Origin of the sequence: Rickettsia sp. TH2014, from assembly GCF_019249195.1 — a bacterium.
In the GTDB taxonomy this organism is placed as follows: Bacteria; Pseudomonadota; Alphaproteobacteria; order Rickettsiales; family Rickettsiaceae; genus Rickettsia; species Rickettsia felis.
In genome coordinates, this window is the sequence record NZ_MXAX01000037.1 from 144 (window position 1) to 1,201 (window position 1,058).

Consider the following 1,058-nt stretch of genomic DNA (forward strand, 5'->3'; position numbering starts at 1 on the left):
TTTTTTTAATCTCCACGCAACAACGCCTTGCGAGGGAATGACGGAAAAATTGGTCCACGTCACAATGCCCGCTTGCAATGACGATGAAAATGAATTTTGAGAAAATAACAAATGAAAACACAACTTTACAAAGGTTCAAGTAAAATTTTATATTCCGCCGAAGAAGATTTTTTACTTATAATGGCCTTTTCCGATAATGTTACCTTAGAAAGCGGTGAAATTATTGAGGTCTCAGGCAAGGGGGTACTTAATAATAATATTTCTTCCTTTCTAATGGATAAACTGGAAATGAACGGCATTGAAAATCATTTTATTGAAAAAATAAATATGAGGGAGCAATTAATTCAATATGTTGAGATTTTTCCGGTACAAGTAATAATATCATCGGTAGCGTGCGGTAGATTTGTAAAAGAATTCGGTATGGACGAAGGGTATGTATTTGATAAACCGATCATTGATTTTAAGGTCCGAAGTCGTGAATTTAAATATCCGATAGTTAATGAGTATCAAATATTAAGTTTCGGCTGGTTAACTAGGGATGAAGTTAAAGCGGTAAAAGAGCAGGCTTTGCGTATATATGATTTTCTAAGCGGCTTATTTATCGGAATCGGGATTCGGCTTGTTGAATGTAAATTAGAATTTGGGCGTGTGTTTAACGGTGAAGAATCTATCATTATGTTAACTGATGAAATTAGTCCGGATAATTGTAGGTTATGGCATATTAACAGTAATGAAAAATTGGGATTTGAATTGCTTGAAAACGAGCCTCATAAAGCTTTTGAATCATATCAGCTAATAGCTGATCGTTTAAAAGAAAAATAAATATATTTTTAAAGCGATATATGCTATTTTGGATCTGAAAAACACTACGATGTCATACCGATTTTGTTGCACGGTTCGGTTTCATCGTCATTCCTGCAAGACCTTGTTGCGTAGATATAAAAAAAAGTAGCTGCGAACTAAGAAAAGTAGTAAATTGACAAAAAACTTAACCACAAGTGTGTATGTCAAAGCTACAAAAAGTTTGCAACTGGAAAGAATATAACAGAAGTTTAAAG

The 1,058-nt window shown here is 33.7% G+C and carries 1 protein-coding gene; it reads left to right on the forward strand.

The genetic code is table 11. From position 1 onward, the window contains the following. Positions 1 to 111: 111 nt before the first annotated feature. Complete coding sequence (locus tag KYQ89_RS00525) at positions 112 to 822, forward strand: phosphoribosylaminoimidazolesuccinocarboxamide synthase (RefSeq protein ID WP_218459858.1); 711 nt, start codon at positions 112 to 114, stop codon at positions 820 to 822. Positions 823 to 1,058: the final 236 nt, after the last annotated feature.

Coding starts and splice junctions, on each gene's coding strand:
- KYQ89_RS00525 (WP_218459858.1), top strand. CDS start 112: ATGAAAACACAACTTTACAAAGGTTCAAGTAAAATTTTATATTCCGCC.